Below are 13,147 nucleotides of genomic sequence, written 5' to 3' on the forward strand. Positions count from 1 at the left end.
GAATGGAAATCCGGGCGGAAGAAATCAGCGCCATCATCAAGCAGCAGATTGAACAGTTCGATCAGGTCATCGATGTCAGCGAAACGGGTACCATCATTGCCGTCGGCGACGGCATTGCCCGCATCTATGGATTGGACCGGGCCATGGCCGGCGAATTGCTGGAATTCGCCGATGGGACCATCGGCATGGTGCTCAATCTTGAGGAGCAGAACGTCGGTGCCGCCATCCTCGGTGAGACGACCCACCTCCGCGAGGGGGATACGGTGCGGCGAACCGGTCGCATCGTCGAGGTGCCGGTGGGTGAGGCGCTCATCGGGCGCGTGGTCAACGGCATCGGCCTGCCCATCGACGGCGCCGGTCCTCTGCACATCGAAGAGAGTCGCCAGGTCGAACTCAAGGCACCGGGAATCGTCACCCGTAAATCCGTGCACGAACCTCTGCAGACCGGGCTGAAGGCCATCGATGCCCTGGTCCCCATCGGCCGCGGTCAGCGCGAACTGATCATCGGCGATCGGCAGACCGGCAAAACCGCCCTGGCCATCGACACCATTCTCAACCAGCAGGGCAAGGATGTCGTCTGCCTCTACGTGGCCATCGGCCAGAAGCAGTCGACGGTGGCCCAGGTGGTCGATCGCCTGCGGCAGCACGGCGCCATGGACTACACCATCGTGGTGGCCGCCGGGGCCAGCGAACCGGCGCCGTTGCAGTTCATCGCGCCCTATGCCGGTGTCACCATGGGCGAATATTTCCGCGACAATGGCCGCCATGCCCTCATCGTTTATGACGACCTCTCCAAGCACGCCGTGGCCTATCGACAGCTGTCCCTGCTGTTGCGGCGGCCGCCGGGCCGCGAAGCCTACCCGGGGGATGTCTTCTACCTGCACAGCCGCCTGCTGGAGCGGGCCGCCAAACTCAAGGATGAACTGGGCGGCGGCAGCCTGACCGCTCTGCCCATCGTCGAAACCCAGGCCGGCGATCTGTCCGCCTACATTCCGACCAACGTCATCTCCATTACCGACGGGCAGATATTTCTCGAGGCGGATCTGTTCTACAACGGTGTACGGCCGGCCATCAATGTCGGCTTGAGTGTGTCCCGGGTCGGCGGCAGCGCCCAGGTCAAGGCCATGAAGCAGGTGGCCGGAACTCTGCGCCTGTCCCTCGCCCAGTACCGGGAGATGGCCGCCTTCGCCCAGTTCGGCTCGGATCTGGATGCGGCCACCCAGAAGCAACTGCAGCGCGGCGCCCGACTGGTGGAGGTGCTCAAGCAGCCCCAATACCGTCCCCTGGCCGTGGAGCAGCAGATCGTCATCATTTTTGCCGCCACCAAGGGTTATCTGGACAAATATCCGCTGACCGTCCTGCGCCGCTATGAAGAGGAGTTGTACGCCTTCCTTGCCGGCCGGCATGAAGAACTGCTGGCCCTGCTGCGGGAGCGCAAAGCCATCGACCATGAGCTGGACGACCGCCTGCGCACGGCCCTGGAACAGTTCGCCGAACAGTTCACGGTGAAGAAGGACTGATATGCCGTCAATCAGCCGGAACCGGCCGGACCGACCCGGGAGAGCGGTTGCATGCCGAATCTGAAAGACATCAAGAAGCGCATCGCCTCGGTCAAGAATACCCAGCAGATCACCAAGGCCATGAAGATGATCGCGGCGGCCCGCTTTCGCAAGGCCCAACAGGTGATGCTGGCGGCCCGGCCCTATGCGGAAAAGATGGACCAGGTGCTGGCCGATTTGGCCGGCCGCGAAGCGGCGGCGGATCACCCGTTGCTGCAATGCCGCAAACCCCGTCAGGCGCTGGTCGTCATGCTCGGTTCCGACCGCGGTCTCTGCGGCGGCTTCAACGTCAACCTGGCGCGGACCACGGAGCAGTTTATCAAGGAAAATGCCGACGCCTGCGAGGCTTACGCATTGATGGTGGTGGGTCGCAAGGGTCGCGAACAACTGAAGGGAAGGGCGGTTCCCCCCATCGTTCAGGATTTTCAAAACCCCGGCAACGAGGAAACCTATACCCTGGCCGCCATGCTGGGCCGCGAGGTGGTGGAGCGCTACCAGGCCGAGCGCTGCGATGTGGTCTACCTGATCTACAATGCCTACCGCAGCGCCATCTGCCAGGAAGTGACGGTCAAGACCCTGCTGCCCGTGGCGCCGCCGCAGCCGGAAATGGAAGAACCGCCGATCCCGCCGCTTTACGAACCCGATCGCGGCGCCCTGCTGGCTTCGCTGCTGCCGAAACATGTGGAGGTGCAGCTTTACCGTGCCATCCTGGAATCCCAGGCCTCGGAGCATGCGGCCCGCATGAGCGCCATGGATTGCGCCAGCCGCAGCGCCGCCGACATGATCCACCGCCTCACCCTGCAATACAACCGGGCCCGGCAGACGGTGATCACCACCGAGTTGATGGAAATCATTTCCGGAGCCGCTTCCATTCAATAAGGGCGGCAACAACTCCGGGGCCGGCTCGTCAAGCCGGTGCAATCAGATTGCTCCGCTGAAAGCAAAGGACGAATTCGCCATGAATACAGGCATCATCACCCAGGTCATCGGTCCGGTCATCGACGTGACCTTTGCGGAAGGGCCGCTGCCCGATATCTATCATGCCCTGCTGATCACCAATCCGTCCCTGGGCGAAGGGGAATGGAACCTGGTGGCGGAAGTCGCCCAGCATCTCGGCGAACATACGGTGCGGGCCATTGCCATGGATGCTACGGAAGGGCTGGTGCGCGGCCAGGCGGTACGGGCCACGGGGCGACAGATCGCGGTGCCCGTCGGCCGCGCCACCTTGGGACGGATTCTCAACGTCATCGGCCAGCCGGTGGATGAAGGCGGCCCGGTCGAGGCCGAAACCACCTGGGAAATCCACCGTCCGACACCGGAATTCGTCGATCAGTCGACCCGCATCGAAGCCTTCGAAACGGGCATCAAGGTGGTGGATTTGCTGGCACCCTATGCGCGCGGCGGCAAGATCGGCCTGTTCGGCGGCGCCGGGGTCGGTAAGACGGTGCTGATCATGGAATTGATTCACAATATTGCCAAGAAGCATGGCGGCTATTCGGTGTTCGCCGGTGTCGGCGAACGGACCCGGGAAGGCAACGATCTCTGGCGGGAAATGCAGGAGTCGGGAGTGCTGGACAAAACCGCCCTGGTCTACGGGCAGATGAACGAGCCGCCGGGCGCCCGCGCCCGGGTGGCTCTCTCGGCCCTGACGGTGGCGGAGTATTTCCGGGACGAGGAACATCAGGACGTGCTGCTGTTCATCGACAACATTTTCCGCTTTACCCAGGCCGGCTCCGAAGTCTCGGCTCTGTTGGGCCGCATTCCGTCCGCCGTCGGCTATCAGCCGACCCTGGCCACGGAGATGGGCGAATTGCAGGAGCGTATCACCACCACCCGTCATGGCAGCATCACCTCGGTGCAGGCCATCTACGTGCCGGCCGACGACCTTACCGACCCGGCGCCGGCGACCACCTTCGCCCATCTCGATGCAACCACGGTCCTGTCCCGGCAGATCGCCGAGCTCGGCATCTATCCGGCAGTGGACCCCCTCGATTCTACCAGCCGCATCCTGGATCCCCAGGTGCTGGGCGAAGAGCACTACCAGGTGGCGCGCCAGGTCCAGTATGTGCTGCAGCGCTACAAGGATCTGCAGGACATCATCGCCATCCTCGGCCTCGAGGAGCTTTCCGAAGAAGACAAACAATTGGTCAGCCGGGCCCGCAAACTGCAGCGGTTTCTGTCCCAGCCCTTCCACGTGGCCGAGGTTTTCACCGGCACTCCGGGAAAATACGTGACCTTGCAGGAAACCATTCAGGGGTTCCGGGAGATCGTCGAGGGCAAGCACGACAGCGTGCCGGAGCAGGCCTTCTACATGGTCGGCACCATCGAGGAAGTGCTGGAAAATGCCCGCCGACTTGGGGCGTAAGACTGCTGACGGGGAGGCGACATCATGGCCATTCAACTGCACCTGGAAGTGGTGACCCCGACCCGGATCGTGCTGAGCGAATCCGTCGATGAAGTCAACGTGCCGGGCACCGTCGGGCAACTCGGCCTGTTGCCGGGGCATACCCCCCTGTTCACCACCCTTGAAGCCGGGGAACTGTCCTATCGGCAGGGCAAGGAAACCCGTTTCATGGCGGTGAACTGGGGCTATCTGGAAATCGCCGAAGATCGGGTGGTGGTACTGGTGGAAACCGCCGAAGCTGCCGATCAGATCGATCTGGCGAGGGCCGAAGCGGCCCTGGGACGCGCCGAGGAAGAATTGCGCAAGCTGACGCCGGAAGACAAGGAATATCTGCTGGTGAGCCACGCCCTGCAGCGGGCTCTGACCCGCATTCATGTTGCCTCCCATCATGGACGGTGATATGATGGGCCATCTGTCATTTTGCCGGAGCGGCCGGGGTTCTGCTCCGGCTTTTTTTGTTTTGGCGCGCGGTGTCTCCCTATGCCGGGGTTTATTTTTGGGAGTGCGGTAGGTTCAAGGCCAGGATGCAGCTTGCGGCAGGAGAATCCACCCTATGTCACGAAAGCTTCTCGAACGGGCGCAGCGGCGCCTGGCGGCGGAAACGGGCACTTTTAGCAAGCCCTGGGGCGGGCGCCTGAGCGTTGCGCTGGTATTTCCCAATACCTACCACCAGGCCATGAGCAACCTCGGCTTCCAGACCGTTTTTAGGTTGCTGAACAGCCGGGAAGACGTGCTGTGCGAACGGTTCTTTCTGCCTGACGAGGAAGATCTGGCCGAGCATCTGAAAACCGGCTATCCCCTGTTCTCCCTCGAATCGGGCCATTTTCTGGACGAATTCGACCTGATTGCCTTCTCCGTCTCCTTCGAAAACGACTATCTCAACCTGCCGCGTCTGTTCGAGCTGGGGCGGGTGCCCCTGTGGGCGGCGGAACGCGGCGCCGGCTGGCCCCTGGTGCTGTGCGGCGGGGTCTGTGCCTTCCTGAATCCGGAACCCATGGCGGATATCATGGATGTGTTCGCTGTCGGCGAAGCCGAGGTCATTCTGCCGGGACTGCTCGCGACCCTTGGGCAGGAGCACGCTGATCGTGCCCAACTGCTGACGCAACTGTCCCGCCAGCCGGGTGTCTACGTACCTTCACGCTACCGGGTGAGCTATCATGCCGACGGCACCATCGAGGATTATCAGCCGCTGCAGGATGCTCCGCAGCGGATTCGGCGCTGTTGGCTGGCGAACCTCGGCGGCAGCATCTGCAGCTCCGTCATCCTGACTCCCGATACGGAATTCGGCGACCTGGCCCTGGTGGAGATTTCCAGGGGGTGCGCCCGCAAATGCCGGTTTTGCGCCGCCGGCTTCATCTATCTGCCGCCGCGGGAGCGCTCCGCCGCAGACCTGGCCCCTCAACTGACCGAGGGGCTGGTCCATCGCCGCCGTCTGGGACTGGTCAGCGCAGCGGTCTCCGATCACAGCGAAATCGATGCCATCAGCCGGCACATCCTGGAGCAGGGGGGGCAGATCTCCGTGGCCAGCCTGCGCATCGATTCCCTGACCCCCGAGGCGGTGGCGGCCCTGGCCGATTCCGGCCACAAGACCGTGGCCATCGCACCGGAGGCCGGCAGCCAGCGTCTCCGCGATCTCATCAACAAGGGGCTGGATGAAACCGATATTCTGGGTGCCGTGGAACTTATCGCCGCCGGCGGCATTCTTAACCTCAAGCTCTATTTCCTCATCGGTCTGCCGACGGAAGGCCCCGCCGATCTGGAAGAAATGTTAAACCTGGTGGAACGGATCCGCGCGGTGTGGCTGGCTGAAGGCCGCCGGCGCGGCCGTCTGGGTCATTTGACCCTGTCCGTCAATCCTTTTATCCCCAAGCCTTTCACACCCCTGCAGTGGGCGCCCATGGACGGCGTCGCCGCCCTGAAGAAGAAGCTGCAGCAATTGCGCCGGGGGATCGGGCGTCTGCCCAACACCAGCCTCATCTGCGAGTCCCTGCGCCTGGCTGAATTACAGGGCCTGCTGGCCCGCGGCGATCGGCGGACGGCCCGGCTACTGCCGCACTTGGCGGCGGGCGACAACCCGGCCGCCGCCTGCCGCCGGGAAGGCCTCGATCCGGCTTTTTTCCTGACCCGCGAGCGTGCCCAGGATGAGGTGTTCCCCTGGGAAATCATCGACCAGGGGGTGCCGCGCCGATTCTTGTGGCAGGAATACCGCCGGGCCCTGGCCGGCGAACTGACCCCTCCCTGCGGGCCGGGTTGCCGGCGCTGCGGCTTGTGCGGCGGTTGACGGGCAAGCCGTTTGCGGTAAGCTTGTTGTCATCATCCCGCTAACGAAAGGATTTCCATATGACTCAAGAACGGACCGGACTGGTGACATTTGTAGGTAACCCTGTGACTTTGCTGGGGCCGGAAATCAAGGTTGGCGACAAGGCGCCACCATTTCAGGTGGTTGACACGGACCTAAAACCCGTAACCCTGGCAGATACTGCCGGCAAGGTAAGGTTGGTAACTGTTGTGCCGTCCCTCGACACGGGGCCTTGTGACACCATGGCTCGGAAGTTCAACGAGCATGCGGCGCAATTGCCGGCCGAAGTGGTGATCTATACCATCAGTGTCGATTTGCCCTTTGCCCAGGCCCGTTGGTGCGGCAACGCCGGCATCGAACGGATCAAAACCCTGTCCGATTATCAGGAGCGCTCCTTCGGCTTGGCCTACGGCCTGCTGATCAAGGAACTCAAACTCCTCGCCCGCACCGTGCTGGTGATCGATCGTGACGATACGGTGCGTTATGTACAACTGGTCAAGGAGGCAGCCAACGAACCGGATTACCAAGCCGCCCTGGCAGCCGTGCAGAAACTGCTCTGAGGTAGGGAAACCTTTTCTGCCGCACTGTGACAAGGCCCCGGCATGCATTGCTGCGGGCCTTGTTTTTCTCAGCCAACCATTTTCCGGAGGGAACTATGGACTTGAAAGAGTATTTCGAAGCTCATACCGGCACCGGTGTCCTGGCCACCGCCGATGTTGAAGGCCGGGTGGATGCGGCGGTGTATGCCCGTCCCCATGTCATGGATGACGGCAGCGTCGCCTTCATCATGCTGGATCGGCTCAGCCACCAGAACCTGGCCGGCAACCCCCATGCGGCCTACCTGTTCATCCAGCAGGGCGGCGGTTACCAGGGAGTCAGGCTGTACCTGACCAAAACCGGGGAGAGCGACGACCAGGAACTGATCAAATCCCTGCAGCGCCGCTGCCCCAGTCATGAAGGGGCGCACGCTCAGGGGCGGAAATTTTTGGTCTATTTCCAGGTAGACAGGGTCAGGGAGTTGATTTAGGGCAGGCTGAAGACTGAGAAAGACAGGCTGAAGACTGAAGGCTGAAGGCTGAAGAAAAACCAAGGCAACGTCAAAATCAGGTGAAAGGCGAGTCCCTTGGTTTTAACTCTCTTGCTTCAGTCTTCGGACTTTAGCCTTCAGCCTAATATTCGATTAAAAATAGCGCGGATGTTTTCCGTGACCGTATGGTAGTCGCGGCGCAGGCGTTCGTCGGCCCGGGTTTCCCGGTAGCCGAGGCGGCGGGCCAACTTCAGAAGGCTGGCGCGATCGTCCCGCAGTTCGCTGATGGACTGGTCGTGCACCAGGCGCAGCCGGTTTTCCAGTCGCCGCAGGAACTGGTAGCCGCTGGCCAGCAGGCGGTAGTCGGTTTTGGACAGCAGACCGGCGTGGAGCAGCGCCTTGAGGGCCTCCAGGGTATTGGGGGTCTGCAGTTCGGGGTGGTCGGCGCCGTGCAGCAGTTGCAGGTACTGAACCAGGAATTCGACGTCCACCAGGCCGCCGCGTCCGGTCTTGATGTTGAGCAGGCCGGCACTTTCCCGGGCGATTTCCTGCTCCATGCGTTGCCGCAGGCGAAAGATTTCCGCGCGATGATCCGCCGGCAGGGGCCGTTCATAGGTAATCCGCCGGTTTAATGCCGCGATGCGGCCGGCCAGGGGTTCCGGGCCGGCCACCACCCTCGCCTTGACCAGGGCCTGCCGCTCCCAGAGTTGGGCAGAGGCCTCGTGGTAGCGGCCATAAGCCGGCAGGCTGGTCACCAGGGGGCCCTGATTGCCCGAGGGACGCAGGCGAGTATCGATTTGGTAGACATAACCCTCGCGGGTGATCAGGGTCAGGATGGAGATGATGCGCTGCGCCAGGCGGGCGAAATATTCCTGATTGGTGCGTTGCCGGAAACGTTCCGGATCCGTGCCGGCTACGGGGCGGGTCTGGCCTTCACCCTCATAAATGAAAATGATGTCCAGGTCCGAATGGTAGGTCAGTTCCCGACCGCCGAGCTTGCCCATGCCGATAATGGCAAAAGCCGCTTCATGGGGCCTGCCCGCCTCATCTTCGCAATAGGGCAGGCCGTAACGCGGCAGCAGTTCCTGGCGGGCCAACTCCATGGCCCGGTTTAGGCTGGTTTCCGCCACCATGGTCAATTGCCGGGGGCTTTCGCCCGGAGGCACGTTGCCGTGCAGATCGTTAAGAGCCAGGCGCAGGAATTCCTCATTGCGAAAGCGGCGCAGGGCATCCAGCTGATCTTCATAGTCTTCGGCCCGGCTCAGCATCTGATCCAGGTGTTTCTCCATGGCACCGCGTTCCTGGCGGGAGGCTGCCGAAGCACGGGATACCAGGGCATCGAGGATTTCCGGATGCTGAATCAGGTTGCGCGACAGAAACTGGCTGGTGCCGAAGAGGGTCACCAGCAGGCGACTGATGGCGGGATTTTCCGCCAGCAGGGCGTAGAAGGTGGCGCGTGCCCGCAGGCCGGATAAAAAACGTTCCAGGTTACCCAAGGCCATGTCCGGTTCCGGGCAATCCAGGACTTCCTGCAGCAGCTGGGGTGCAATCCTCTCCAGCATCCGGCGGGCGCGGGGCGCCAGATGCCCCCGCGGCGGACCGTCCCGCAACACCATGAGGTTTTCGTAAGCGGCGTCCGGGTTGCGGAAGCCCTGTTCTTCCAGAATATCCTTGGCCAGATCGGCGTCGGTTTTGGGATCCAGCAGCCAGCGCACTTCCCGGCGGACCTCCGCCTCTTCTTCTTCTGCGGTATAGAACAGGTCATGGTAGATGGCGGTGACGCCGAGGCGATGCTCATCCAGGGCGCGGCGGAAGCCTTCATGGTCGGCAAAGCCGCAGCAGCGGCCAAGCCGTTGCAAGTCTCCCGCATCCAGGGGCAGGTTGTGGGTCTGCCGCTCCTGCTCCAACTGCAGACGATGTTCGGTGGTGCGCAGAAAGATGTAGGCTTCGGTCAGGGTGCGGAAAGTGGCCTCGTCGATGAGGCCTTCGCGCCGCAGCAGGGCCAGGGCCCGCAGGGAATTGCGCTCCCGCAGGGCCGGGTGCCGGCCGGCATGGATCATCTGCATGGCCTGGATGAAAAATTCGATTTCGCGGATTCCGCCCCGTCCGAGCTTGAGGTTGCGTTCCCCCTCCCGCTCCCGCACCAGACTGCGGTCGATCTTCTGCTTCATCACTTTCAAATCCTCGATCATGGTGTAGTCGAGGAATTTGCGGTAGATGAAGGGTTCCAGTCGCTGCAGCAGCCGTTCGCCGAAGGCCATGGAACCGGCCACCGGCCGGCCTTTGAGGAGCGCCGTGCGTTCCCAGCTCTGGCCCCAGCTCTCGTAATAGAGTTCCGCGCTGTTCAGGGAGTTGGCCATTTCACCGCTGCGTCCTTCGGGACGCAGGTTGAGATCGACCCGAAAGACAAAACCATCCTCCGTTGGCGTGCTCATGGCCCGGGTGATGAGTTCACCCAGCTTGACGAAGTACTGGTGCAAGGGCAGGCGGTTCGCCATGGCGCCGTTGCCGTCGGGAATGCCGGTGGTCTGCCCGCGCTCGCTGGAATAGAAGTAAATGAGATCGATATCCGAGGAAAAATTCAACTCCCGGCCGCCGAGCTTGCCCATGCCCAGGACCACGAACTGGCCTTCGACGTCTCCCGACTCCTCATCCGGCTCATCCAGCAGCGGCCGGCCGTGTTCGGCCCGCAGCAGTATGTCGCAGACTTCCCAGGCCCGCTGCAAGGCGGCGGAAGCCAGGTCGGCCAGAGCGGCGGCGGTTTCGCTGAGGTTCGCCAGACCGGCCAGATCGCGGGCGGCAATACGCAGGATGGTTTCCTGCTTGAACAGCCGCAGTCCCTTCTGCAGTTCCGTGAAGGTCACCGTATCGGTCACGGCCAGGCGTAATCCGGCCAGCAGTTCCGACTCCGATATGGGCTGCAGCAGCGCCTTTTCCAGAAACAGGGGTCGATACAGGGCCGGGCGCCGGCAGAGGATGTTGGTGAGAAAGGGCGAGGCGCCAAGGATGGCCAGCAAGGCCGGCCGGCTTTCGGTTGCGGCCCACAGAGTGGCTCGTTCGACCTCCGGCAAGTGCCCCGCCAGGCGTTCCAGGTTGTTCAGGGCGCGGTCCCCATCGGCGCTGGCCCGTGCCTGGCAAGCCAAGTCGGCCAGAACGGCAGGGTTCGAACCATACTGGTGGAGTTGCAGCAGGTTGGTGGCGGTTTTGCGATTTTCGGCAAAGCCCAGTTGGGTGACGAGGCTTGCCAGGGAGTCTTCATCGTTGTGGGCGAAGGCCTCCGCCCATTGCTGCAGAAAAGCCGCCGTCAGGGTCATTCAGTCCGTCCTGTTGAACAGCGCCGCCAGACCATTGAGGTAATCGCCCTGCACCACGCCGCGTTCGGTGATGATGGCCGTCACCAGGCGGGCAGGAGTAACGTCAAACGCCGGGTTGCGCACCTGGATTCCTTCAGGGGCCAGTCGCACATTGCCGCAATGGGTAATCTCTTGGGGACTGCGCTCCTCGATGGGAATCTGATCGCCGTGGTTCAAACTCAGATCGATGGTCGATAGAGGCGCGGCTACGTAGAAAGGCAGGCCGTGTTCGCGGGCCAGCACCGCGACGCTGTAGGTACCGATCTTGTTGGCGACATCGCCGTTGGCGGCGATGCGGTCGGCACCGACGATGACACAATCGACGGCTCCCTGCCGCATCAGGGTGCCGGCCATGTTGTCGCAGATCAGGGTGACGGGGATGTTGTCCCGGTGCAACTCCCAGGCCGTCAGGCGCGAACCCTGCAAAAACGGCCGGGTTTCGTCGGCCAGTACACTGACCTGCTTGCCGCTTTCCACCGCGGCGCGAATCACGCCCAGGGCGGTGCCGTAACCGGCCGTGGCCAGGGCACCGGCGTTACAGTGGGTCAGCACCCGCGCTCCATCGGACAGGAGTGCAGCGCCGTGGCGGCCCATGGCCCGGTTGATGGCCTCATCCTCGATGGCCATGACCTGCGCCTCATGGAGCAGGGCGGCCTTGATTTCACCCAAAGCTTTGCCCGTTAACTGTACCGCCCGGGTCTTGATGCGCTCCAGGGCCCAGAACAGATTGACGGCCGTCGGTCGGGTGGCGGCCAGAACCGCGCAGACCCGTTCCAGTTCCTGCATGAAGCCGGCGAAGTCGGCAGCTTCGATATCCCGCGCCCCCAGGGCCGCACCATAAGCCGCTGCCACGCCGATGGCCGGCGCGCCGCGCACCACCATGCTGCGGATGGCCTCGGCTACTCCCTGGTAATCGCGGTATTCCAGCCACACTTCTTCGCTGGGAAGTCGCCGCTGGTCGATCATGCGACAGGCACCATTTCGGTATTCAATGGGATTGATGGACATGGAATTCTCCAAATTCGCAGTCAAAGGCCAACAACTTTCTTTAGCCTTCAGCCTTCAGTCTGCTTTCAACTTCTTCACCAGCAGTTCGTTCAAGGCCGCCGGATTGGCTTTGCCCTTGCTGGCCTTCATCACTTGGCCGACGAAAAAGCCGAGCAGTTTGTCCTTGCCGGAGCGGAATTCCGCGACCTGGTCGGGATTGGCCGCCAGCACCTGGTCGATGAGGGGCTCGATGGCGCCCAGGTCGCTGACCTGCTTCAGGCCGCGCTGTTCAATAATGATATCGGCTTCTTCGCCGGTCTGCCACATGGCATCGAAAACCTGCTTGGCCAACTTGCCGCTGAGGGTGCCGTCGTCAATGCGCTTCAGCAGGGCCGCCAGGGCGGCCGGCGGGATGGGGCAGTCGGCAATGGCCGTGCCGCTGTCGTTGAGGGCCCGCTGCAGTTCGCCCATGACCCAGTTGGCGCAGGTCTTGCCGTTGCCGTGCAGGGCCACCAGGGCGTCGTAGTAATCGGCCGTGGCCCGCTCCGCGCTCAGCACTTCGGCATCGTAGACGGGAATGCCGTATTCCCGGACCAAACGCTCGACCTTCGCCTCAGGCAACTCCGGCAGACCGCGCCGAACCTGCTCCACCCATTCCGGCGAGACCACCAGGGGCACCAGGTCGGGATCGGGAAAATAGCGGTAATCGTGGGCCTCTTCCTTGCCGCGCATGGAACGGGTGGTGCCGGTGGCGGTATCGAACAGACGGGTTTCCTGGATGATGCGGCCGCCGTCCTCGAGAATTTCCGCCTGCCGTTCGACTTCGTAGTCGATGGCCTGCTTGATGAAGCGGAAGGAGTTGATGTTTTTCAGTTCCGCGCGGGTGCCGAACTCCTTCTGCCCCCAGGGACGGATGGAGACGTTGGCGTCGCAGCGGAAGGAGCCCTCCTCCAGGTTGCCGTCGCAGACGCCGAGATAGACGACGATCTGGTGCAACTTCTTCAGGTAGGCGATAGCCTCGTCGGAGGAGCGCAGGTCCGGTTCCGAAACGATTTCCAGCAGCGGGGTGCAGGCGCGGTTGAGGTCGACACGGGAACCGTCGCCTTCATGCAGCAGCTTGCCGGCATCCTCTTCCATGTGAATGCGGGTGATGCCGATGGATTTCCGTCCGCCGTCCGTCGTCTCGATATCCAGGCGGCCATGTTCGCAGATGGGCAGCTCGTATTGGGAAATCTGATAGCCCTTGGGCAGATCCGGATAGAAATAGTTCTTGCGGGCGAAGATGGACCGCGGCGCGATGCTGCAGTGGGTGGCCAGGCCGCTGCGGATGGCGTATTCCACCACCTTGCGGTTCAGAACCGGCAGGGCGCCCGGCAGGCCCAGGCAGACCGGGCAGGTCTGGGAGTTGGGTTCGCTGCCGAAGGCCGTCGAGCAGTTGCAGAAGATCTTGGTGGCGGTGGTGAGCTGGACATGCACCTCCAGCCCGATGACAACTTCATATTTCGAGGTCATGGTCAC

Annotated in this window: 10 protein-coding genes; 7 read left to right on the top strand and 3 right to left on the bottom strand. The window is 62.7% G+C overall.

Features of this window, described 5'->3' with window-relative positions; all coding sequences use genetic code 11:
* Positions 1 to 2: 2 nt before the first annotated feature.
* The 7 genes from atpA to JQN68_RS06570 all read left to right on the top strand — a co-directional run bounded on the left by atpA (position 3) and on the right by JQN68_RS06570 (position 7,289).
* Complete coding sequence (gene atpA, locus JQN68_RS06540) at positions 3 to 1,520, top strand: F0F1 ATP synthase subunit alpha (protein ID WP_225072002.1); 1,518 nt, start codon at positions 3 to 5, stop codon at positions 1,518 to 1,520.
* Positions 1,521 to 1,571: 51 nt separating this feature from the next.
* On the top strand, positions 1,572 to 2,438 hold the full coding sequence (atpG, locus tag JQN68_RS06545) for an ATP synthase F1 subunit gamma (protein ID WP_225072003.1): 867 nt from the start codon (positions 1,572 to 1,574) through the stop codon (positions 2,436 to 2,438).
* 79 nt (positions 2,439 to 2,517) lie between these two features.
* Positions 2,518 to 3,924: a F0F1 ATP synthase subunit beta gene (gene atpD, locus JQN68_RS06550; protein WP_225072004.1), complete on the top strand. Its 1,407-nt coding sequence runs from the start codon at positions 2,518 to 2,520 to the stop codon at positions 3,922 to 3,924.
* Positions 3,925 to 3,948: 24 nt separating this feature from the next.
* Positions 3,949 to 4,362, top strand: a complete 414-nt coding sequence (locus JQN68_RS06555; protein WP_225072005.1) for a F0F1 ATP synthase subunit epsilon — start codon at positions 3,949 to 3,951, stop codon at positions 4,360 to 4,362.
* A gap of 154 nt (positions 4,363 to 4,516) precedes the next feature.
* A complete protein-coding gene (locus JQN68_RS06560) occupies positions 4,517 to 6,244 on the top strand; it encodes a radical SAM protein (RefSeq protein WP_225072006.1) in 1,728 nt (575 codons plus the stop codon).
* A 59-nt stretch (positions 6,245 to 6,303) separates the two neighbouring features.
* Positions 6,304 to 6,822 carry a thiol peroxidase gene (gene tpx / locus JQN68_RS06565; RefSeq protein WP_225072007.1) on the top strand — a complete coding sequence of 173 codons (519 nt, stop codon included), beginning with the start codon at positions 6,304 to 6,306 and terminating at the stop codon, positions 6,820 to 6,822.
* Between the two features lie 95 nt (positions 6,823 to 6,917).
* Positions 6,918 to 7,289, top strand: a complete 372-nt coding sequence (locus tag JQN68_RS06570) for a pyridoxamine 5'-phosphate oxidase family protein (protein WP_225072008.1) — start codon at positions 6,918 to 6,920, stop codon at positions 7,287 to 7,289.
* Positions 7,290 to 7,426: 137 nt separating this feature from the next.
* Here the strand turns inward: JQN68_RS06570 and glnE are convergent, their stop codons facing one another.
* From glnE to gatB, 3 genes are read right to left on the bottom strand one after another with little or no spacing between them, the layout of a single operon-like run.
* Positions 7,427 to 10,603 carry a bifunctional [glutamate--ammonia ligase]-adenylyl-L-tyrosine phosphorylase/[glutamate--ammonia-ligase] adenylyltransferase gene (gene glnE / locus JQN68_RS06575; protein ID WP_225072009.1) on the bottom strand — a complete coding sequence of 1,059 codons (3,177 nt, stop codon included), beginning with the start codon at positions 10,601 to 10,603 and terminating at the stop codon, positions 7,427 to 7,429.
* Positions 10,604 to 11,650, bottom strand: coding sequence for an S-methyl-5-thioribose-1-phosphate isomerase (gene mtnA, locus JQN68_RS06580; protein WP_225072010.1), 1,047 nt, complete (start codon positions 11,648 to 11,650; stop codon positions 10,604 to 10,606). It lies immediately after the preceding gene.
* A gap of 54 nt (positions 11,651 to 11,704) precedes the next feature.
* A complete protein-coding gene (gene gatB, locus JQN68_RS06585) occupies positions 11,705 to 13,141 on the bottom strand; it encodes an Asp-tRNA(Asn)/Glu-tRNA(Gln) amidotransferase subunit GatB (RefSeq protein ID WP_225072011.1) in 1,437 nt (478 codons plus the stop codon).
* Between the last annotated feature and the right edge of the window lie 6 nt (positions 13,142 to 13,147).

This window comes from Desulfuromonas sp. CSMB_57 (assembly GCF_020194955.2).
Classification (GTDB): domain Bacteria; phylum Desulfobacterota; class Desulfuromonadia; order Desulfuromonadales; family Syntrophotaleaceae; genus JAFCIY02.

Excerpts from the sequence above, each read along its gene's own strand:
- atpA (WP_225072002.1), top strand. The coding sequence starts at position 3 with ATGGAAATCCGGGCGGAAGAAATCAGCGCCATCATCAAGCAGCAGATT.
- atpG (WP_225072003.1), top strand. The coding sequence starts at position 1,572 with ATGCCGAATCTGAAAGACATCAAGAAGCGCATCGCCTCGGTCAAGAAT.
- atpD (WP_225072004.1), top strand. The coding sequence starts at position 2,518 with ATGAATACAGGCATCATCACCCAGGTCATCGGTCCGGTCATCGACGTG.
- JQN68_RS06555 (WP_225072005.1), top strand. The coding sequence starts at position 3,949 with ATGGCCATTCAACTGCACCTGGAAGTGGTGACCCCGACCCGGATCGTG.
- JQN68_RS06560 (WP_225072006.1), top strand. The coding sequence starts at position 4,517 with ATGTCACGAAAGCTTCTCGAACGGGCGCAGCGGCGCCTGGCGGCGGAA.
- tpx (WP_225072007.1), top strand. The coding sequence starts at position 6,304 with ATGACTCAAGAACGGACCGGACTGGTGACATTTGTAGGTAACCCTGTG.
- JQN68_RS06570 (WP_225072008.1), top strand. The coding sequence starts at position 6,918 with ATGGACTTGAAAGAGTATTTCGAAGCTCATACCGGCACCGGTGTCCTG.
- glnE (WP_225072009.1), bottom strand. The coding sequence starts at position 10,603 with ATGACCCTGACGGCGGCTTTTCTGCAGCAATGGGCGGAGGCCTTCGCC.
- mtnA (WP_225072010.1), bottom strand. The coding sequence starts at position 11,650 with ATGTCCATCAATCCCATTGAATACCGAAATGGTGCCTGTCGCATGATC.
- gatB (WP_225072011.1), bottom strand. The coding sequence starts at position 13,141 with ATGACCTCGAAATATGAAGTTGTCATCGGGCTGGAGGTGCATGTCCAG.